Below are 19216 nucleotides of genomic sequence, written 5' to 3'. Positions count from 1 at the left end.
ATATGTCTAAGTACATTGAGATGACGCACGAGCAGGTGATAGATACCTGCAAGAAGTATATGAACGATAAGCAAATTGCTTTTGTTGAAGAAGCTTACGAATTTGCTAAAAATGCGCACAGTGAGCAAAAGAGAGCTTCCGGACAGCCTTATATTGTTCATCCCACTCAAGTTGCTGGAACTCTTGCCAAATTAAGTCTTGACCCTGATACTATAGCGGCAGGTTTTTTACATGATACTGTTGAAGATACACCAGTAACTAATGATGATATCAAAGAAAAGTTTGGTAAAGATGTAGCTTTTATTGTTGATGGGGTAACAAAACTAAATAAATATCAGTATAAGTCACACCAGGAATTTTTAGCTGAAAATCACAGGAAAATGTTGATCGCAATGGCTAAAGATATCCGTGTGATTATGGTCAAGTTGGCTGATAGACTGCACAATATGCATACTTTAGAACATTTGCGTCCTGATAAGCAGCGCCGAATTGCATCTGAAACAATGGATATTTATGCGCCTTTGGCGGATCGGTTAGGTATTGGTACGATCAAATGGGAACTTGAAGACATGAGTTTTCATTATTTGAACCCTAAAGCTTACTATCGCATTGTTAATTTAATGAGTCTTAAACGTAGTCAAAGAGAAAATTATATCCAAGATGCAATTAAGACACTTAAAGACAGTTTAGATAGCTTAGGTATTAAATACGAGATATATGGTCGGCCAAAGCATATTTATTCCATTTACAAAAAAATGGTTAATAAGCATAAAGACTTTAATGAAATTTATGACTTGTTGGCCGTACGCGTGATAGTCAAAACGGTGAAAGATTGCTATGCGGTTTTAGGTGCTGTTCATACTAAATGGAAACCAATGCCAGGTCGTTTTAAAGATTATATTGCTGTACCTAAAGTAAATGGTTACCAGTCACTCCACACTACAATTATTGGCCCCGGGGGTCGACCGCTGGAAATTCAGATTAGAACTGAACAAATGCATGAAGTGGCTGAATACGGTGTAGCTGCCCACTGGGCTTATAAAAGAGGTAATTTAAAGGGCGTAGAGCAGACTAGCTCTAATGAAAAATTGGACATGGTCCGTGAAATTTTAGAATTAAAAGATGAAACTTCAGACGCCGATGAATTTATGAAAAGCGTTAAGAGTGAAATCTTTTCAGATCGGGTTTATGTCTTTACGCCTAAGGGTGAAGTTTACGAATTGCCCAAAGGCTCAGTGACTCTTGATTTTGCTTATGAAATTCATACTCAAGTCGGTAGTCATTCGGTTGGAGCCAAGGTAAATGGTAAATTGGTACCATTGGATTATAAACTTAAAAATGGCGACGTAATTGAAATCATGACCCAATCTAATGCCAGTCCTTCTCGTGATTGGGTGGACATGGTCAAAACTTCACGCGCCCGCAATAAAATTCGCCGTTACTTTAGAAACCAAGATCGTGACCACAGCATTGAGCAGGGTGAACAAATGGTTGCTGAGAAGCTCCGCGATCAAGGTCTTGCGCCTAAAGAGTTTATGTCAAAAGAGCATATTGAGCCGCTTTTAGACCAGCTAAATTACCACAACGCTGATGAAATGTATGCTTCAATTGGTTTCGGTGATCTTTCAGCTATTGGCGTGGTTAACAGATTAACAGCAGACTTGCGGCGTGAAGATGAAAGAAAAAAGCAAAAGCAGCTTGAAGAAGAAATATTAAATTCAGGTCAGAAATCTGTTTCGGAGCCTCAACCCCATAAAAAAGATTCTAAGGCAATGAAGATCAAGCACAAAAATGGGGTTATGATTCAAGGAATTAGTGACTTGATGCTTCATTTGGCTAAATGTTGTAACCCTGTTCCGGGCGACGAAATTGTGGGCTATGTGACTAAAGGACGCGGCGTTACTATTCATCGTGCAGATTGTCGCAATATAGTCAATAATGACGAAAGCAAGGGCAGATTGATCGAAGTTCAGTGGGAAAACGTTGAAGAAAATAGTGCCCAAGCTTTTAACGCTAACATTGAAGTTTTTGGCTATAACAGAGGAAAACTGCTGACTGATGTCATTACTAAATTAAACACATTAACTCCTAATATTAATAATATTTCTGGTAAGGTTAATGAAGATAATATTGCTCACATTTACGCCACAGTCGCCGTCAATAATTCGGCGCAATTAGATGGTATTTTAACTAAGTTACGCGATATTCCGGATATATATCAAACAAGGAGAGCAGATAATTAATGCGGATTGTTATTCAAAGAGTAAATCATGCCAGCGTCAATATTGCTGGCAAGGTAGTGGGAGAAATTAACAAGGGACTCCTGCTTTTAGTCGGTTTAAAAGACGGAGACGACTCTGATGTGGTCAAAAAGGCGGCTGCAAAAATAGCCAAAATGCGCATTTTTGAAGATGAAGATGGCAAAACCAATTTGGCAATTAAAGATGTTGGCGGACAAATATTAAGCGTGAGCCAATTTACCTTGTTAGCTGATACTAAAAAAGGCAATAGACCAAGTTTCATTAAAGCTATGAAACCGCCAAAGTCCCAGGAATTATGGCAAGATTTTAATCAAGAACTAGTCAAACTAGGCTTAACAGTTGAAACTGGTGAATTTGGGGCTGATATGAAAGTAGATTTACAAAATGATGGACCATTCACGATAGTACTTGATTTGTAAAAAATAAGCCGCAATGCTAGTATAGGTTGACTTTTTGTCTTGAAAACTATAAGCTAAAAAAAGAATTATCAATGACAAAGACTGAAGTTTAGTATTTTTTATACAGAGACCGCTAATTACGCTGAAAAGGCGGAAAAAACTAACTGTGACCCCTTTACCAGATAATATTCGCTTCGCGAGCGTTATTCGCAGCAGGTAAAAGGTGGTACCGTGCTAATTCAGAGCGCCCTTGATTTATTCAAGGACGTTTTTTAATTAAAAGGATGATTAAATGAGAGTGCAAAGACCCAAAGGAACAGTTGACATTTTGCCAGATGAATCTGGTTCATGGGAAAAAGTAGAGCAGATTCTGCGTGATTTTTTTAAGCAGGCAAATTACCGGGAAATTCGGACACCAAGTTTTGAAAACTATAATGTTTTTTCACGTTCAAGCGGTGAAACGTCTGATGTAGTCGAAAAAGAAATGTATGATTTTAACGATAAAGGCGGCAGACACATCGCTTTACGTCCTGAAGGGACTGCTGGCGTCGTTCGTGCTTATGTTGAAGATAAGCTCTATGCACCAGAGGTAGCCAAGCCGTTAAATGTTTATTACATAGAATCAACATTTCGTTATGAAAGACCTCAAGCTGGACGTCAACGGGAATTTCACCAAATTGGCATTGAAAGTTTCGGCTCAGCTAATCCGTTAGCAGATGTAGAAACAATAGTTTTAGCTCATGATCTTTTAGCCAAACTGGGTGTTAAGAACTATGAGTTGCACATTAACACTTTGGGTAATGCTCAGGTACGCCAAGATTATCATGATGCATTGGTAAATTATTTTATGCCCGTTAGAGATCAACTTTCAGATGACTCTAAGAGACGTTTAGAGAAAAATCCTTTGCGTATTTTGGATTCTAAAGATGAACAAGATAAGAAGTTCTTGCCAAATGCACCTAAGATAGTTGATTATCTGGATGAAGAATCAAAGGAAAACTTTGATCAGATATTGATGATGCTTGATCAACTGGATATTAAATATGTGATTGATAATGATCTCGTTCGCGGCCTTGATTATTATACGGGTGTAATTTTTGAATTTATGGTCGAAGATAAAAGCATTTGGGAATCAGCATCAACCATTTTAGGTGGCGGACGCTATGATAATTTGGTTGAAGAATTTGACGGACCAAAAACTCCAGCTGTTGGTTTCGGTATAGGAGAAGAACGCTTAATGCTTGTCTTGCATAAGCAAAATCCTGCACTTTTTGAAGATCAAGGAATCGACTTCTTTATCACAAATATTGGTGAAGAAGCAGCAATAAAAGCAGTTGAAATTGCTCGTTTACTTCGCAGTCAGGGCTTGAAAGTGCAATACGATGTTGACCAGAAGAAATTGAAAGCACAATTTAAAAAAGCTGATAGAGCTGAAGCAAAATACGTGATCACATTGGGTGCCAAAGAAATGGCGGCAGGAATACTGAATGTCAAAAGGCTTGCTGATGCAAAAACATTTAAGTTAGAATTAACTGATCTTGAAAATATGACTGCTGTCATGAAAAAATTGAAGGAATAATAAAATGGAACAAATGGAAAAAAGAACTGATTACTGTGGCAACATCACGACCGCTTACCTTAATCAAGAAGTAAATCTCTATGGTTGGGTTCAACGTGTACGTAATTTGGGTAACCTAGTATTCATTGATTTGCGCGATCGTGAAGGTATTGTTCAGGTAGTAGTAAATCATGACTCTGGTCAAAGCTTAATGGCAATGGCTGATTCTCTGGGAAACGAATATGTTATCCAAGTTAAGGGTAAGGTGGTTAAGCGTTCTAGCATTAATCCTGATATGAAAACGGGCGAAGTCGAAGTTGATGCTAAAGAAATCATAATTCTAAATAAATCGCAAAACCCTCCTTTTGAAATAAAAGATAATGTTGAAATAGCTGAACAGACCAGGCTAAAATACCGTTACTTAGATTTACGCAGGCCTGCATTACAAAAAGCAATTATTTTACGTTCAAAAATATTACGCGCAACACATGAATTTTTTGATCAAAATGGTTTTATTGACATCGAGACTCCTATTTTAGGCAAGTCATCCCCAGAAGGTGCCCGTGACTATTTAGTACCTTCAAGAATTTATCCAGGCAGCTTTTATGCTTTGCCACAATCACCGCAGCTTTTTAAGCAACTATTGATGGGTGCTGGCTTTGATAAATATTATCAATTAGCAAGATGCTTCCGTGATGAAGATTTGCGTGGTGACAGACAACCGGAATTTACTCAAATTGATATGGAAACTTCTTTTACTGATGAACAACAAGTACAAGATTATACCGAGGGCTTACTGAAAAAAATCATGAAAGATGTCATGAATATTGATTTGAAAACACCAATTGCTCGTATATCTTGGACTGACGCTATGAATAAATATGGTACTGACAAGCCTGATACCCGGTTTGGAATGCTTATTCATGATTTAAGCAGTATTTTTAAAGACAGTGACTTCAAAGTCTTCTCTGGAGCAATCGCAGATGGCGGCTTTGTTAAAGGTATCGCAGTCAAAGATGGGGCACACAAGTATTCCCGTAAGCAAATTGAGCAAAAACAAGACTATATCAAACGCTACCATGCAAAGGGCTTGGCCTGGGTCAAGTATGAAGATGGTGAATTTTCTGGACCTGTTTCCCGCTTTTTAACTGCTGAAAACAAGTCTGCTTTAATCGCTGAATTTGGTTTGCAGGGTGGAGAATTACTAGTATTTATTGCCGACAAATGGAAAGTCTGCTGTGATTCTCTTGATCATTTAAGACGGGAATTTGCAAAAGAAACCGCCATTATTCCTCAACATGAATTTGACTTTGTATGGGTAGTTGATTGGCCATTATTTGAATATGATGAGGGCTTTGGCAGATGGATTGCGGCACACCATCCGTTTACAATGCCTGATGATGAAGGGATTAAATTACTAGATACTGATCCGCATAAAGCTCACGCCCGTAGTTATGATATAGTTATGAACGGGGATGAACTTGGCGGTGGCTCTATTCGTATTCATAAGCGTTCCATTCAAGAAAAAATGCTTAAAGCACTGGGCTTTTCGAAAAAACGTGCTTATGAACAATTTGGCTACTTGCTTGACGCTCTAGACATGGGCTTTCCACCACATGCTGGTCTTGCTATTGGTCTTGATCGGTTTGCAATGCTTTTGGCTGAAAAAGATAATATTCGCGATGTTTTAGCCTTTCCGAAAAATGCCAACGCCTCAGAGCCGATGATGCATGCTCCGGCACCAGTGTCTGACCAACAACTTTCAGACTTGGGTATTGAAGTTGAAGAACAATATCAAGATAGTGTTGCCAAGATTGAAAACAATTTGAAGATTCAAGCTGAAAAAGATGCAGCAAGAAATACTACTTGGGATTAAAAATTGGCAAAATAAAAAAAGAAGCACGAAGTGAAGTTAACCCTCTAGATTGGACAAAAATCCAACTGGAGGGTTTTACTATGGTTAAATTTACCGTCAAACAAAAATTACAGGCGCTTAACTTGCTCAAAGAAGGCTACAGCAGCTGTTCTGTGGCGCAAATGATTGGCACCGGATCACATCAACTAATTGATACCTGGGCTGCGCAATACCAGCACTTTGGTGTTAAGGGCCTAGAAATTCGGCACACCTCGCAAAATTATCGTGGTCAATTCAAGCTCCAAGTCTTAAACTGGAGAAAAGAACATGACGAGACCTATCAAAATACCGCCATTCACTTCAAAATTGCCACACCCAGCTTAATTTGTACTTGGCAAAAACGTTTTGATGAAGGCGGGCTTGATGCGCTCTTTACCAAACGAGGCCGACCACCAATGAACAAATTGCCTAAAAAACCAGTTAAGTATACCAGCAGCGAGTTATCTGAATTAGAGCGGCTGCGCTTAGAAAACCGTCAGCTCCACATTGAGAACGACTACCTAAAAAAAGTCGAAGCCTTAGCTCGGCGCAAAGACGCTCAACGCAAGAAGAACGGGCCATCATCCAAGAGCTAGGGCATGAGCACAACTATCAACTGCAAGAACTATTGCACTATAGCTTTTTAGCCAAGAGCACCTACGAGTATCACCCGCGCAGCAGGCGGAAAAAATACAGCGATCTGGCTTTACTGTCGCTGATTAAAGTGGTTAAAAGGCATAATCCCAGCTTCGGCTACCTGCCCATGACTGACACGCTAAAAATCAAGTACGGCTTGCAGGTGAACCATAAACGCATTTACCGCCTGATGAAGGAGCACAAGCTGCTGGCCCGCAAATACAACTTGCGTGCAGGCAAGTATGATTCATCAAAAGGTCCGCAAGGCAAGAAGGCGAAGAACCGCTTCCACCAGAAGTTTAAGACCGATCGGCCCTACCAAAAGGTAGTCACCGATATCAGCGAGTTTCGCTATGGCAATAAGAGCATGAGCGAACGGTTATATTTCTCGCCCTTTAAAGATCTTTACAGCGGTGAAATCATCAGCTACACCATCAGTCAGTGGCCGCAGACCAAATATGTTCTAGATGGACTCAAGCAGGTTTTGGCGATCCGGCCCAAACTGCCTTACCGCATGACGATTCACAGCGATCAGGGCATTCAATACCAGTCCAAAGCATATTGTCAGACCTAAAGCAGCACCACGTTTTTCAAAGTATGTCGCGACGGGCGACCTGCCACGACAATGCGGCCTGCGAGAGTCTCTTTCACATCATGAAGGTTGAGCTAGACTACTACACCTATACCTATCCTACTAAGAAGGCACTGCAGGAGGCCATGGAAAAATGGATCAAATACTACAATCAAGCTAGAATCAGGCACACGCTAAAAGGCCGCACCCCGATTGAATATCGGAATACGGCCTTAGCAAACATGAATTAATGTTAACGTCCAATTCTAGTGGTTAACTTCAAAGTGTAAGTACTTCATGCCTCTTTTTTTCCATTTTACTATTTAATTATTGGTCAATATTTGTAGATAAAGGAGTAATGGATGACAGATAAATTTCATCGCGCGTTTGGTTGTTATGGTATTATTGGCAATTCAAACAGTTTAGTTGTAATTAAAAAGAATGGTGGCCCCTTTATTAATCGCTTCGATCTGCCTGGAGGCAGTTTAGAAGACGGTGAAAAACTGCTCGACGCTGTGAAAAGAGAAGTAAACGAAGAAACGGGGTTAGTCGTAGAGGATTGCGCTCAAATTGGCATAACCTCATTTAAATATCCCTGGGATTATCAGCAATGGCATTTCAACCAACATATTTGTGTTTTTTACCGCATCAATGAGGTTAAAGGTAACATAAAAACTGAAGTAGAGCAGTTTACTGGTCAAGATTCTTTAGGAGCACTTTCAGTTCCATTAAACAAATTGACTATTGCAAATTCTTCACCTTTAGTACTAAAAGCAAAAGAATTTTTATTAGAACCAGCTTCATTTGATTTAACCGATCAAACTTTTAAAACGTGGCAGGTTTTAGATAAACCGGTTTTTTAACATAAAAAAGCGACTAAGTTTTTACTTAATCGCTTTTTCGTTAAACTACTTTAAATCTTGTAAAAATGCTAATGCCTCTGCGTAGTTAGGCTCATTAGTTAATTCAGAAATTAATTCTCGATATAAAACTTTCTTGTTTGCATCAACAATCCAAATGCTTCTGGAGTCAAATTTGGTGTCTGCAATAAATAAGCTCATATTTTTACCAAAATCAAATTCTTCATCAGATAAAAGCTTCATTTTAGTAACATCTTCAGCAGCACACCAATTTTTTTGTTCTTCAGGTGTATTGGTAGAGATAGTATAGAAGTTAATACCAGCGAATTTGTCAACTTCGCCGTTAAAGTGTTTAGTAGAAATGCTGCAAACACTGGTATTAATATTTGGCACAACACTAATTAAAGTTGGTTTATCAATCAATTCGTTTACTGTGGCAAATGAACCGTCAGCCTGTTTTACCTTAAAGTTAGGCAATTGTTCACCAATTTTAGGTGGCTCTCCGTTAGTTGACAGTGGTTCGTTTTTCATTGTTACTTGCATAATTTAACCCTTTCTTTTATAAATAAAAATCTTTCCACAATCCAGTTTAAACTACAATTGTGTACAAGCCCAAGAAATTAGCTTTTTAATTATTTTCAGTGTATGAAGAAATACGTCTGATCGCTTCTTTAATATTTTCTTCGGAAGAAGCATAGGAAAAGCGGACATACCCTTGGCCACCGGCTCCAAAATAGCTGCCCGGTGTTGCGCCCACTTTGGCTTTTTCAGCTAGATCATTAGCAAAAGCCACATCGTCACAACCGAACTTAGCTGGAATTTTTGCAAAAATGTAAAAAGCACCTTCAGGTGTAGCTAACGTATAACCGTTTTTCTCCAGGCCCTCTTGTAAAATTTGCAGGCGCCGCTGGTATTTAGCACGCGCTGCAATATAGTCTTGTTCGCCGTTTTCCAAAGCTTCAGCCGCACCAATTTGGACATTATCAGTTACAGAAGAAATTAAAAATGAGTTAATTTTGATCATTGACTTCATTAATTCGGCTGGTCCGGCAATATAGCCGATTCGCCAACCAGTCATAGCAAAACTTTTGGATAATCCCGAAAGTAAAACTGTTCTTTCAGGAATGATTTGGGTCAATGAATAATGTTTCTTATCACCATATATCAACTCTGCATAAATTTCGTCACTCACCGCAAACATGTCGTAGTCAGTAATGACTTGGGCTAATTCTGCTAAGTTTTCTTTAGAATAGACGCGTCCAGTAGGATTTGAAGGGTCAGTAATGACAACTGCCTTCGCTCCTTTGCCTTCATTTTCCAGTGTTTCCTTTAATTTGGCTGGCGTTAATAAAAAATTATCGGCAGAAGTATCTACCTGAATTGGAATGCCACCAGCCATCTCGATAATGCCAAAGTAAACTCCCCAAACCGGAGTAGGAACTATGATCTTCTCTCCTGGATTTAAAAGGGCCATGGCGGCAATGTTCAGGCCTTCGGAAACTCCAACAGTCGCACACAATTCGGTTGCAGGATCATAATTTACGCCTAAACTTTGGTTTAGATACTTGCTCACTGCTTTAAGGTACTTCTTTTTACCAGCTTCTGGGGCATAATGAGAATCATCATCAGTAATATCATTAATTGCCGCTTGTTTAATATGTTCAGGTGTATTTAAGTCTGGCTCTCCGATAGTTAATTTAATTATTCCTGGGATCGTAGAAATTCTTTGGTTAAAAGAGCGAATCGCAGAATTAGGCAAATTTTTGATTTTAGTATTTATTTTTGCATTTAAACTTTTTGCTAATTTTGGCATAAAAAGAACCTTCCTATTTTTATTGAAACCATATTATAACCCAGTATTAATCTGTTTGAAAATAAGAATAGCATTATTTTATTAAGTTTTATTTTAGTATGCTAATGCAAATTTTGTTATAGTTAAGAAAGGAGGGTGATGCAAAATGGACCAAAACAAAAAAGAGCAAAGATTAAAAGGGCTGACACCTGATCAATATCAAGTAACGCAACAGGCGGCAACTGATTATCCATTTAAAGGAAAATACGATGACTTTTACCAAAAAGGACTTTATGTAGATATAGTTTCCGGTGAACCTTTATTTTCTAGTGAAGATAAATATGATGCTGGTTGTGGTTGGCCTAGCTTTACCCGACCGATTAAGAAATTGGTTTATCATCGTGATCAATCACATAATATGGAAAGAACTGAGGTCAAGAGCCCAGATGCAGATTCGCATTTAGGGCACGTATTTGACGATGGACCAGCTGACCAGGGTGGATTGAGATATTGTATTAATTCTTCGTCTTTAGATTTTATCCCGTATGCAGACTTAGATAAAAGAGGCTACGGTGAATATAAAAAACTTTTTAAATAATAAAAATTATGTAAAAAAACATGACCAAAGAGGATCATGTTTTTTTGTGATCTGATTTAGACAATTTCTTGTTCCTTAAAGCTGCCATAAACACGTTCAACTTCGGTAACGCTCATGAAGGCGTAGGGATCGCTTTTTTTAACAATGTGGACTATATCGTACATATCATAACGGTCGATCACGGTGATTAGGACTTTTTTCTCGTTATGACTGTATGCGCCCTCAACATCATGAAAAATGGTAATACCGCGGTGCATTTTCTCTTGAATGCCATCTATAATAGCGTGGGGTTGTTCAGTCACAATCGTCACTTGCAGCTTTTGGTGCTGGGTGTAAACTGCATCAATTACTCGGCCATTAATAAAGATAGTTAAAGCCGAATATAAAGCTCGTGTCCATCCAAAAGCTAAACCGGCAGCCGCGATAATTAATAAGTTGATCAAAATGCTGATTTTGCCGTAACTTGTACCCGTTTTTCTCTGGATCACAATGCCAATAATGTCAAGTCCACCGGTAGAAATGCCGTTTTTTAAAGCAAAACCTGTCCCGAGTCCATTGATCATTCCACCAAAAATAGCACAGACTAAAGGATCAATATGCATATTGACAGGTTGGATTACCCGCATCATGATTGAACCCAATATAACCGTAATAATGGTAAAAAACGTAAATTTATGACCTATTTTTAGCCAAGCAAGCAATAATAGGGGCAAATTTAATACCAAATATAAAACAGAAGTTGGCAGTTCAACAGGTAAAAATCGTTCACTCATGGTATTAATTAACTGCGCAAATCCAGTGATTCCTGAAGAATACATGTGTCCCGGCGTCCAAAAGAAGTTTAGGGCAACGGCTACAGCCAACGAGTAGAAAAATGAAGCTGAAATTTTTGAAAGTAGATTATAACGTCGGTTAAAGGCATCAAGCTGATCCATTTATTTTTATCCTTTTATCAATTTATTTAATCTAAATGTCAGTCTAACAAATTAATCTGCTGTGTCCAATAAATAAATGAGAAATAGGTAATTTTCTGCAAAAAAAAGCAATCAGTCGAAGACAGATTGCTTAATTAAATTATTAGACTTTTAGGCAACTTATTAATCGTGAAATCTGGCAGGGATAATATTCAATTTAAAATATACTAACACAATCAGCACGATTTTTAAGCTAAATTCCTTGAAAATTGTTTTAATTTTGCCAGTGCTTTTTAATAAATTCCTCTCTACCACCTGATTCTTCAAGAGCATAGCGTCTTGGATTTTTCTTGTAAAAATCTTGGTGATAATCTTCTGCAGGATAAAATGGCTTCGCTGGTTCAATTTTAGTAACTATTGGCTCATCAAATCTGCCACTATTTTGCAAAGCTGCTCTGGACTTTTCTGCTGCTTCTTTTTGCGCATCTGAATTATAAAAAATTACGGGACGATAATTATCACCACGATCTTGAAATTGTCCAGATGCGTCAGTCGGATCAGTTACTTGCCAATAATAGTCAAGCAACTTTTCATAAGGCATAACTTCAGGATTGTAAGTGATTTCTACTGCTTCAGTATGTCCCGTCATTCCTGTGCAGACCTGTTCATAGGTTGGATTAGGAACACTACCACCAGTGTAACCGGAAATCACCTTTTTAATTCCCGGTAAAGAGTCAAACGGTTTAACCATGCACCAAAAGCAACCACCAGCGAAAATAGCTGTATCTAATTTTTCATTATTTTCATACATAAACTCTACACGCTTTCTATTGCTAGATTAGATTACTGTTTTACTCCATTTTATTTTGCCTAGTAGTTTACTGCAATTGATGAGCTTAAAATTATAAAACTTAGTAAATAATTAACTTAAATCTGTTTTTTATCATAAAGCATACTGATCAAGTTCTATTACTTTATCATATTTTTTAGCAAATGCAGGTTGCACATTGTGTTCAATATCAATTACTGTGCCCGGAAAATTGAGAATCAAGTCAAAGACTTGACCGTAGCTTTCTTTATCTAAACCCGATAATGCTTCATCAACCAGTAATAACTTTTTATTTCGCAGTAGCAATCTGGCCAATTCTAACTTTCTTTTTTCTCCTCCAGATAAGTCATTGGCATCTTCACCAAGCCTCATATTCAGTGCATTCTCATTAGCAAATTTGGTTAATCCGACTTCATGTAAAACTTGTAAAATTGAAGTAGTCGGATAATTTTGACCAAGACACAAGTTAAAAAGCAGGGTACCGGTAAAAATGGTAGTTTCTTGGGCTAAGACACCGATATTGTCATAAATTGGTTTAGCATATAACTCCTTGCTGTATTTAATTGTTCCACCCAATAATTTGAGCTCGTTCAACATTGTTTTTACTATCGTTGTTTTACCAATGCCGGATCTACCAGAAATTAAAATTTTTTCACCACTACTGGCACTAAAAGAAAGATTATGGATAATAGCTTTATCATAACCAAATGAGCCATCATCAATTTTAAGTACCGTCTTATCTGTAAATTTTTGGGGCTCGATATTGTTAATTGGTTTTTCTTTTGTAGAAATAATTTTTTGGCATGAATCAATTAATGGGCGACTTGAAAGTAACTGGTTAGTGAATTGAATAGAACTAATTATGGGACTTGTAACCCTGTCTGCTGCTAAATATAAGGACATTAACGCACCAGCGGTCAATTGACCAATGCTGACAAAGTAAACGCCCAAACCTAAAGAAAGAATGGTAGATAATGAATAGAGCAAGTTAGAAACAAACCGTGAATGCTCCTTGTCCGCATCCATTTGATAATATTTATTTTCCGAGTCATTTAAGAGATTGTTCAGCTTATCTTTAAAGATTAACAAGCTTTCAAATCTTTTGATGGTATAGAAACCGTTAAAGTATTCAGTGGTGTGCAGTGAGTAGCGCTGGTATGACTTGTTCCACCGGTCAGTTGATTTGCTCAGCCATTTTTTAAAAACAAAGGGAACTACTGCTGGTATAAATCCTAATATTAAATAGGTTAGACCTAATATAGGATTAATCTTAATTACAAAGAATAAAGTGATTACTGCTTGCTCGATGCAGTAGATCAACATTATTACCGAATCAATAATCTGGTTCTCAAATTGTTTGATCGTGACATTGATAAAATTTAAAATTTTACTTGACTGTAGTTGCGGATGGTTATTGTAGCTGGCTACTGCCTGGCTGCGCAACCATTTGTTAATAATTTTCCTAATATTCAGGCTCAATAAGCGCCAAATCCAAAAAGAAGTATTAACTAAAACAAAGCACAGTAAAAACACCACTAATAAGATAAAAGAAGTGGAGAATTCTTTTTTACTGATATTGTCCATTAATTTACCAATTAGGATTGGGCTAATAATGCCATCTAAGGCAGTGATCCCGCCAAAAATAGCGATTAGGATCAGCCTGAACGCAACCATTTTTTTGATTGATTTATTTTCTTGTTGAATTTCCTGTTTGTTTGTCATTATTTTGCCTCAACCGATTGCAACTATTTAATTTTTTAATATTAAATTAATTATATGGAAGTTAAATAATGAAAACAATACATATAAAGAAAAAATTAACTTTGAACACCTAAATGATTCATAATAATTGCTGCAGTTTCCTCAATCGAGCGGTGAGCAACGTTTATTACAAAACAGCCAAGTTGATCATAAAGCTTTTGGGCCGAATCCAATTCTTTTTTAATCGCATCAACATTGGAATAGGAAGTATCGGGATTTAGACCATAAGAAATCATTCTTTCACGTCTGATTTCATTTAATACTGAAATGTCATTTGTCAGACCAATGATTTTTTTAGGGTCAATTTGATAAATTTCTTTAGGAATATGGGTGTCTGGTACCAAAGGTAAATTAGCCACTTTTAAATTTTTGTTTGCTAAAAAAAGCGATAAGGGAGTTTTGGAAGTTCTCGAAACTCCTAAAAGTACCACATCAGCCTCTAAAAAGCCCTTAGGATCTTTACCGTCATCATACATGACCGCAAATTCCATTGCAGAAATGCGATCAAAGTACTTTTGGTTCATTTTATGCTGGGCACCAATTCTTTGTTGCGGCTTAAGACCAGTCAATTCCTGGATGGATTCAATTGCTGGTGATAGAATATCCACGCTTTTAACTTGGTGTTCTCTTACAAAACGAATAACCGGAATCTGCATTTCATCCTTGACCAAGCTGTAAATAATTAATAGATTAGGGTATTTTATAATTTCTGCAAATGTTTCTTCTAATTTTTCTTTATTAATTATAAAAGGATATCTGCGATAATTAATTTGCGCATCAGGAAATTGAGCAGCGGCGGCTACAGCATTGTTAAAGGCGGTATCTCCAGCAGAATCTGAAATTATAATAATGTTAACTTCTTTTTTTGGTGTTTCTTCAGCCATAGTATGCTCCTTTTTTTCTTTAATTATACAATTTAACCAAAATCATTTACAGATTAACTTTTTCCTGAATGATTTTTTAAAAAATATTGTACGTTTGTATTGACCGATTGTTGATGTTTGATATAATTTAGTTAAATGTATGACGGTAACGTCAAGAAATGGAAGGAGGGATCACATATGGCCAAGACAGTCGTTCACGAAAACGAGTCTATTGATGATGCTCTTCGTCGTTTTAAACGTTCCGTTTCTAGAAGTGGTACTTTACAGGAATACCGCAAGCGCGAGTTTTATGAAAAACCTAGCGTTCGTAGGAAACTAAAATCCGAAGCAGCTCGCAAACGTAGACATTATTAATTTATAAGCGACTTTTATCGTTGAGATAGGAGTCGTTTTTATTTAATCCAATTAATTGATTTTAATGTTTTATTTAATTTAAACTCACTCTCAAATTTGATATAATTTAGCTAGATTTTGGTGAGAAAGAAGGAATTTTTTTGAGTCTGTCTGAACAAATAATGTCAGATATGAAAGAAGCAATGAAAGCACGTGACAAAGTCAAATTGAACACCGTGCGTATGATTAAATCTGCATTAATGAATGAAAAAATTAAAGCAGGTCATGATCTGACTCCTGAAGAAGAACTAACAGTTTTAAGCCGTGAAAAGAAGCAACGAGAAGAATCGATTGAAGAATTTGCCAAGGCAAACAGAAACGATTTAGTTGCTGAAACTAAGCAAGAGCTTGCAATTGTTGAGGATTATTTACCTAAGCAGCTTTCAAAGAAAGAACTTAATGAAGCAGCGGCTTCAGCGATTGCTGAAGTTAACGCTCATGATAAGTCAGATTTTGGCAAAGTAATGAAAGTTTTAATGCCTAAAATTAAGGGCAAAGCTGATGGAAAAGCAGCTTCGGCCGCAGTGCGTGATCAGCTAAGTTAAGCGCAAGAAAAGGAGCAGAGTTATTTGGCCCAAACCAATTTTATACCTACAAATCCTGAGAATATCCAAAAATTAGTTGGTATTAATGATAACAATTTAAATCTTTTGTCAACCGGCTATAATGCCAGTGTTGTTGACACCGGTAATAGTATTGCTATTCAAGGTGAAGACGGCAATATTAAAAAAATTTCAGCTGTTTTAAAAGCTCTTGATAATGTCGTTAATGCAAATATTAATATCGGTCCTGCCGATGTTGTAAGTGCAATGAAAATGGCAGATAAAGGAACAACAGAATATTTTCCTGACTTGTACAAAAAGATTTTAATTCGGGATGCTAAAGGCAAACCGATTAGAGTTAAAAACATGGGACAGAAAAGATATGTTGAAGCAATTGAAAAAAATGATGTGGTATTTGGTATTGGTCCTGCTGGTACCGGTAAAACATTCATAGCGGTAGTCTGCGCAGTTGCTGCTTTTAAAAAAGGTGAAGTTTCAAGAATAATTTTAACCCGCCCTGCTGTTGAAGCCGGGGAATCCTTAGGCTTTTTACCCGGTGATTTAAAAGAGAAAGTTGATCCTTATTTAAGGCCTATTTATGATTCGCTCTATGCCATACTGGGAACTAACACTACTGACCATCTAATGGAACGTGGTGTAATTGAAGTTGCTCCTTTAGCTTATATGCGGGGTCGTACTTTAGATGATGCTTTTGTTATCTTAGATGAAGCGCAAAATACCACTGATGCACAGATGAAAATGTTTTTGACCAGACTTGGTTTTAATTCCAAAATGATTGTTAATGGCGATATGACGCAAGTTGACCTGCCAGGAAGACAGCGTAGCGGCCTAATTGATGCCGAACGTATTCTGAAAAAGATTGAGCAGATTAAGTTTATTTGGTTCTCAGCAAATGATGTTGTGCGTCACCCTGTAGTTGCCAAAATTATTAACGCGTATGAAAAGGAAGAAAAGCAGAATTAATGGCCCCAATTGATATTACCTATAATGATGAAGTTGGTTTTTTAACAAACCAGGAGCGTGATTGGAAAGACTGGATCTTTCAGCTGTTATCACTTGCTAAAGATAAGATTAATAAGAAAAATAATCTGGAATTGAGCATTAATTTCGTTGATGAAAAGCATAGTAATGAAATTAATAAAAAATATCGCGGTAAAGATAGACCTACTGATGTTATTTCTTTTGCAATTGAAGATGGTGAGGAACTAATTGATTTTAGTTCCTTTGAATCCGATCCTGATTTTTATGAAGATATAGGCGATTTGTTCATGTGTCCAGACGTAATTGAGCGTCATAGCAAAGAATATGGCACCGGTTGGGATCGTGAATTTGGTTATACCTTAGTACATGGCTTTTTGCACCTCAATGGTTTTGACCATATTGAACCTAATGAAGCAAAAGAAATGTTTAAAATTCAGGGTCAGGTATTAGAAGAATATGGCTTGCCCTTATATTCGAACCAGCTTGATGAAGGTAGAGGAAAATAATGGTTGAAAATAATAATAATAAATCTGGTTTTGTGGCATTATTAGGTCGACCTAATGTTGGTAAATCCACTTTAATGAATTATTTGGTTGGTCAAAAAGTTGCTATAACTTCTAATAAACCACAAACTACACGTAATAAAATTTCAGGGATTTTGACTACTGACGATATGCAAGCAGTTTTTGTCGATACTCCAGGAATTTTTAAGCCCCACCTAAATTTAGATGAATACATGGATAAAGCCAGCTTGTCTAGCTTAAAAGATGTTGACCTCATTTTGTTCATGGTAGAACCTGAAGAAATGGGTAAAGGTGATGCTTACATAGCAGATATGCTCAAGGATGTTAAAGTACCAGTTTTACTTCTTATTAATAAAGTAGACCAAGTAAATCCTAATGAACTATTACCAATTATTGATCAATACCGCAATTTGAATATTTTTAAAGAATTTCTCCCTGTTTCGGCAACTCAGGGTGTCGGCATTAGCGACTTAATGCAAGTATTGCATCAATATTTGCCAGAAGGACCAAAGTACTTTGGTTCCGATCAAATAACAGATCGTCCAGAATATTTCATGGTTGCTGAGTTAATTCGCGAACAAATTTTAAAATTAACTGCAGAAGAAGTACCACACGCAGCAGCGGTTTGGGTTGAGCAAATGAATAAGCATGAGAATAATAAACTTCAAATTGAGGCTACTATTTATGTCGAAAAAAGTGGTCAAAAGGGGATTATTATCGGTAAAGGCGGCAAAATGCTCAAACAGATCGGTATTAATTCACGACGTCAAATTGAAGATTTATTGGGTGAGAAGGTCAACCTGCACTTATGGGTTAAAGTCCAACGTAATTGGCGTTCAGACCCGCAATTTTTAAGGCGAATTGGCTACAATCCAAAGGATTTTACGTAAATGGTGCGTGAGCTAAAGGAAGTAGAAGGCATAATTTTTAAGAGACAAAAATATCATGATGCTGACCTGTTAGCAAAAATCATAACAGAAAAAAATGGTATATTTACTATGCTTGCACATGGTGCTCTTAAGCCGAAGTCTAAATTAGGAGCTGCATTACTAAATTTTTCTTATGGAACTTATGTTGTATACTTTTCGGGGCATGGATTAAGTACTTTAAGAACTTATAAAAATGTTAAGCAGTTTGACGGGCTGTACGATGATCTGATTAAAAATGCTTATGCTTCTTTTATTTTAGATTTGGTTGACCACGCTTTTATGGAATATCAAAATTTGGGTAAGTATTATGATTTGACCAAATTCGCATTGCAAAAAATTGCAAGTGGTACCGATCCTGAAATGATTACCCAAATAGTCCAGATGCAGCTTTTAGCAGCATTTGGAGTTGAACCTGAATTGCGGCATTGTGTTATTTGCGGTCAAGATCAAGGAGAGTTTGATTACTCAATTAAAAATGGCGGTATTTTGTGTAAAAAACATTTTTATACTGATCCAGGTCGCATGCACTTAAAACCGAAAGAAGTTGCTGTTTTAAGGACAATATTTTTGCTACCATTTGAACGCTTAGGCAGCATTAAAATTAATAGCTCTACTAAAAAGGCGACACGAAAAGCAATTGACCGTATCTATCAAGATACAATTGACATTAATCTTAAAACTAAAAAATTTTTAGATGAATTGAAATTAATGGACTAAGCCTTTAGGTTGCATGCTTTTTATGATAAAATAATAATGTATTTTGGCAATGATGAGGATAAAAAAAGTACTAGATAAGCGAGTGCTGCATAGTGTAAGAGCACCTAGGAAAAGGCACCTCTAGCTAAATGAATTAAGAGCAGGAATTATTTC

21 protein-coding genes are annotated in these 19216 nt (G+C 37.0%); 15 read left to right on the top strand and 6 right to left on the bottom strand.

From position 1 onward, the window contains the following. Nucleotides 1–2: 2 nt before the first annotated feature. The 8 genes from DLD54_RS04740 to DLD54_RS04705 all read left to right on the top strand — a co-directional run bounded on the left by DLD54_RS04740 (nucleotide 3) and on the right by DLD54_RS04705 (nucleotide 8181). On the top strand, nucleotides 3–2243 hold the full coding sequence (locus DLD54_RS04740; protein ID WP_109918420.1) for a RelA/SpoT family protein: 2241 nt from the start codon (nucleotides 3–5) through the stop codon (nucleotides 2241–2243). Continuing rightward, entirely contained in the window at nucleotides 2243–2680 is a 438-nt protein-coding gene (gene dtd, locus DLD54_RS04735) for a D-aminoacyl-tRNA deacylase (protein WP_109918419.1), read from the top strand. The genes DLD54_RS04740 and dtd overlap by 1 nt, the downstream gene beginning before the upstream one ends. 271 nt (nucleotides 2681–2951) lie before the next feature. Next, nucleotides 2952–4238, top strand: a complete 1287-nt coding sequence (gene hisS, locus DLD54_RS04730) for a histidine--tRNA ligase (RefSeq protein ID WP_109918418.1) — start codon at nucleotides 2952–2954, stop codon at nucleotides 4236–4238. Nucleotides 4239–4242: 4 nt separating this feature from the next. Beyond that, nucleotides 4243–6093, top strand: coding sequence for an aspartate--tRNA ligase (gene aspS / locus DLD54_RS04725; RefSeq protein WP_162542258.1), 1851 nt, complete (start codon nucleotides 4243–4245; stop codon nucleotides 6091–6093). A gap of 80 nt (nucleotides 6094–6173) precedes the next feature. After that, a complete protein-coding gene (locus tag DLD54_RS04720) occupies nucleotides 6174–6707 on the top strand; it encodes a helix-turn-helix domain-containing protein (protein WP_038523504.1) in 534 nt (177 codons plus the stop codon). A gap of 32 nt (nucleotides 6708–6739) precedes the next feature. Next, nucleotides 6740–7321 (top strand): DDE-type integrase/transposase/recombinase, encoded by a 582-nt coding sequence (locus DLD54_RS04715; RefSeq protein WP_109918416.1) that lies wholly within the window; start codon nucleotides 6740–6742, stop codon nucleotides 7319–7321. A 23-nt stretch (nucleotides 7322–7344) separates the two neighbouring features. After that, the gene (locus DLD54_RS04710; RefSeq protein WP_109918415.1) at nucleotides 7345–7569 is read left to right on the top strand and encodes an IS3 family transposase; all 225 of its coding nucleotides are present in this window, start codon (nucleotides 7345–7347) and stop codon (nucleotides 7567–7569) included. A 111-nt stretch (nucleotides 7570–7680) separates the two neighbouring features. Continuing rightward, entirely contained in the window at nucleotides 7681–8181 is a 501-nt protein-coding gene (locus tag DLD54_RS04705; protein WP_109918414.1) for an NUDIX hydrolase, read from the top strand. Nucleotides 8182–8226: 45 nt separating this feature from the next. Here DLD54_RS04705 and tpx read toward each other — a convergent pair whose 3' ends face one another. Next, nucleotides 8227–8721 (bottom strand): thiol peroxidase, encoded by a 495-nt coding sequence (gene tpx / locus DLD54_RS04700; protein WP_109918413.1) that lies wholly within the window; start codon nucleotides 8719–8721, stop codon nucleotides 8227–8229. Between the two features lie 85 nt (nucleotides 8722–8806). Beyond that, nucleotides 8807–9991: a pyridoxal phosphate-dependent aminotransferase gene (locus DLD54_RS04695; RefSeq protein WP_109918412.1), complete on the bottom strand. Its 1185-nt coding sequence runs from the start codon at nucleotides 9989–9991 to the stop codon at nucleotides 8807–8809. A 145-nt stretch (nucleotides 9992–10136) separates the two neighbouring features. Between DLD54_RS04695 and msrB the strand changes: the two genes are divergently transcribed. After that, entirely contained in the window at nucleotides 10137–10568 is a 432-nt protein-coding gene (gene msrB / locus DLD54_RS04690; protein WP_109918411.1) for a peptide-methionine (R)-S-oxide reductase MsrB, read from the top strand. A gap of 56 nt (nucleotides 10569–10624) precedes the next feature. Here the strand turns inward: msrB and DLD54_RS04685 are convergent, their stop codons facing one another. From DLD54_RS04685 to DLD54_RS04670, 4 genes are all read right to left on the bottom strand, one after another. After that, on the bottom strand, nucleotides 10625–11503 hold the full coding sequence (locus DLD54_RS04685; protein WP_038522761.1) for a YitT family protein: 879 nt from the start codon (nucleotides 11501–11503) through the stop codon (nucleotides 10625–10627). A gap of 253 nt (nucleotides 11504–11756) precedes the next feature. Next, complete coding sequence (msrA, locus tag DLD54_RS04680) at nucleotides 11757–12293, bottom strand: peptide-methionine (S)-S-oxide reductase MsrA (RefSeq protein ID WP_109918410.1); 537 nt, start codon at nucleotides 12291–12293, stop codon at nucleotides 11757–11759. A 132-nt stretch (nucleotides 12294–12425) separates the two neighbouring features. After that, nucleotides 12426–14033: an ATP-binding cassette domain-containing protein gene (locus DLD54_RS04675; RefSeq protein WP_109918409.1), complete on the bottom strand. Its 1608-nt coding sequence runs from the start codon at nucleotides 14031–14033 to the stop codon at nucleotides 12426–12428. A gap of 95 nt (nucleotides 14034–14128) precedes the next feature. Continuing rightward, complete coding sequence (locus DLD54_RS04670) at nucleotides 14129–14956, bottom strand: pyruvate, water dikinase regulatory protein (protein WP_046327160.1); 828 nt, start codon at nucleotides 14954–14956, stop codon at nucleotides 14129–14131. 177 nt (nucleotides 14957–15133) lie between these two features. Between DLD54_RS04670 and rpsU the strand changes: the two genes are divergently transcribed. The 6 genes from rpsU (at nucleotide 15134) to recO (ending at nucleotide 19063) form a co-directional block, all read left to right on the top strand. Continuing rightward, on the top strand, nucleotides 15134–15310 hold the full coding sequence (gene rpsU / locus DLD54_RS04665; protein WP_009560161.1) for a 30S ribosomal protein S21: 177 nt from the start codon (nucleotides 15134–15136) through the stop codon (nucleotides 15308–15310). Between the two features lie 140 nt (nucleotides 15311–15450). Continuing rightward, the gene (locus DLD54_RS04660; RefSeq protein ID WP_109918408.1) at nucleotides 15451–15894 is read left to right on the top strand and encodes a GatB/YqeY domain-containing protein; all 444 of its coding nucleotides are present in this window, start codon (nucleotides 15451–15453) and stop codon (nucleotides 15892–15894) included. A 24-nt stretch (nucleotides 15895–15918) separates the two neighbouring features. Next, nucleotides 15919–16875 (top strand): PhoH family protein, encoded by a 957-nt coding sequence (locus DLD54_RS04655; protein WP_038522748.1) that lies wholly within the window; start codon nucleotides 15919–15921, stop codon nucleotides 16873–16875. Beyond that, nucleotides 16875–17399, top strand: a complete 525-nt coding sequence (gene ybeY, locus DLD54_RS04650) for an rRNA maturation RNase YbeY (protein WP_109918407.1) — start codon at nucleotides 16875–16877, stop codon at nucleotides 17397–17399. Before DLD54_RS04655 ends, ybeY begins: the two co-directional genes overlap by 1 nt. Next, nucleotides 17399–18307: a GTPase Era gene (era, locus tag DLD54_RS04645; protein ID WP_109918406.1), complete on the top strand. Its 909-nt coding sequence runs from the start codon at nucleotides 17399–17401 to the stop codon at nucleotides 18305–18307. The genes ybeY and era overlap by 1 nt, the downstream gene beginning before the upstream one ends. Next, nucleotides 18308–19063 carry a DNA repair protein RecO gene (recO, locus tag DLD54_RS04640; protein ID WP_109918405.1) on the top strand — a complete coding sequence of 252 codons (756 nt, stop codon included), beginning with the start codon at nucleotides 18308–18310 and terminating at the stop codon, nucleotides 19061–19063. Nucleotides 19064–19216 lie beyond the last annotated feature (153 nt).

Source organism: Lactobacillus helsingborgensis (assembly GCF_003173695.1).
Taxonomy (GTDB): Bacteria; Bacillota; Bacilli; order Lactobacillales; family Lactobacillaceae; genus Lactobacillus; species Lactobacillus helsingborgensis.
The sequence above is the reverse complement of the archived record's forward strand: the minus strand, read 5'-3'. Positions and strand labels throughout refer to the sequence as shown.

What these genes read in the sequence shown, in the direction of transcription:
- era (WP_109918406.1), top strand. Translation starts at nt 17,399, where the DNA reads ATGGTTGAAAATAATAATAATAAATCTGGTTTTGTGGCATTATTAGGT.
- aspS (WP_162542258.1), top strand. Translation starts at nt 4,243, where the DNA reads ATGGAACAAATGGAAAAAAGAACTGATTACTGTGGCAACATCACGACC.
- DLD54_RS04740 (WP_109918420.1), top strand. Translation starts at nt 3, where the DNA reads ATGTCTAAGTACATTGAGATGACGCACGAGCAGGTGATAGATACCTGC.
- DLD54_RS04675 (WP_109918409.1), bottom strand. Translation starts at nt 14,033, where the DNA reads ATGACAAACAAACAGGAAATTCAACAAGAAAATAAATCAATCAAAAAA.
- DLD54_RS04710 (WP_109918415.1), top strand. Translation starts at nt 7,345, where the DNA reads ATGTCGCGACGGGCGACCTGCCACGACAATGCGGCCTGCGAGAGTCTC.
- tpx (WP_109918413.1), bottom strand. Translation starts at nt 8,721, where the DNA reads ATGCAAGTAACAATGAAAAACGAACCACTGTCAACTAACGGAGAGCCA.
- DLD54_RS04670 (WP_046327160.1), bottom strand. Translation starts at nt 14,956, where the DNA reads ATGGCTGAAGAAACACCAAAAAAAGAAGTTAACATTATTATAATTTCA.
- msrA (WP_109918410.1), bottom strand. Translation starts at nt 12,293, where the DNA reads ATGTATGAAAATAATGAAAAATTAGATACAGCTATTTTCGCTGGTGGT.
- dtd (WP_109918419.1), top strand. Translation starts at nt 2,243, where the DNA reads ATGCGGATTGTTATTCAAAGAGTAAATCATGCCAGCGTCAATATTGCT.
- DLD54_RS04695 (WP_109918412.1), bottom strand. Translation starts at nt 9,991, where the DNA reads ATGCCAAAATTAGCAAAAAGTTTAAATGCAAAAATAAATACTAAAATC.
- recO (WP_109918405.1), top strand. Translation starts at nt 18,308, where the DNA reads ATGGTGCGTGAGCTAAAGGAAGTAGAAGGCATAATTTTTAAGAGACAA.
- msrB (WP_109918411.1), top strand. Translation starts at nt 10,137, where the DNA reads ATGGACCAAAACAAAAAAGAGCAAAGATTAAAAGGGCTGACACCTGAT.
- DLD54_RS04720 (WP_038523504.1), top strand. Translation starts at nt 6,174, where the DNA reads ATGGTTAAATTTACCGTCAAACAAAAATTACAGGCGCTTAACTTGCTC.
- rpsU (WP_009560161.1), top strand. Translation starts at nt 15,134, where the DNA reads ATGGCCAAGACAGTCGTTCACGAAAACGAGTCTATTGATGATGCTCTT.
- hisS (WP_109918418.1), top strand. Translation starts at nt 2,952, where the DNA reads ATGAGAGTGCAAAGACCCAAAGGAACAGTTGACATTTTGCCAGATGAA.
- DLD54_RS04705 (WP_109918414.1), top strand. Translation starts at nt 7,681, where the DNA reads ATGACAGATAAATTTCATCGCGCGTTTGGTTGTTATGGTATTATTGGC.
- DLD54_RS04685 (WP_038522761.1), bottom strand. Translation starts at nt 11,503, where the DNA reads ATGGATCAGCTTGATGCCTTTAACCGACGTTATAATCTACTTTCAAAA.
- ybeY (WP_109918407.1), top strand. Translation starts at nt 16,875, where the DNA reads ATGGCCCCAATTGATATTACCTATAATGATGAAGTTGGTTTTTTAACA.